Genomic DNA, 568 nt, shown 5'->3' with positions numbered 1-568 from the left:
GGCCCGGACCCGCCCGGCCCGGAGCCACCCGGCCCGCCTGCCCCGTCCGGCTGCTGCCACACCTGGTCGAGCACCTCCAGGGCGTACCGCCGCAGCCGCAGCAGATGGCGCACCTGGTGCCAGGGGGCGTCCTGGCGCTCGCTGGCGGGCGGGGCGTCCGCCGCCGAGGTCGCGGCCAGGCCGTGGACCAGCGCCTCCGCGTTGTACGGATGTCCGGCGCGGAGCAGCGGCAGCGCCTCCACCGCCTCGGCCAGCCGCCGGTTCGCCAGCTCGGCGAGCGGCGGCAGCACCTGCCCGGCCGGGCGGGCCGCGTTGGCCTCGTCGAGCGGGGCGTCGGAGGCGAGCAGGGCGACGGTGTCGGCGACCGCGTGGAAGCGGGAGGAGCCGAGCGCCTCCAGGGCCGCGGTGTGGGCCCGGGTCCTGGCCAGGGTGAGCTGGCGCTCCAGCAGCGCTCCGGCACGGGCCGCGCCCACGGTCAGCGCACCGCCGCGGGCCTCCTCCTCGGCACCGGCGCGCTGATGGGCCGCGCCCGGCCGGCCGGGCCGGTCGGCCTTCTCGCCCTTGGCGC

1 protein-coding gene is annotated in these 568 nt (G+C 80.5%); it reads right to left on the bottom strand.

Annotated elements, in window-relative coordinates:
• A partial coding sequence (locus tag KN815_RS49600; RefSeq protein ID WP_216348257.1) for a CHAD domain-containing protein occupies positions 1 to 568 on the bottom strand: 568 nt, incomplete at both ends.

This window comes from Streptomyces niphimycinicus, from assembly GCF_018883605.1.
Lineage (GTDB): Bacteria > Actinomycetota > Actinomycetes > Streptomycetales > Streptomycetaceae > Streptomyces > Streptomyces niphimycinicus.
Note: the sequence above shows the minus strand (reverse complement) of the source record. Positions and strands in the feature narration are given on the sequence as shown.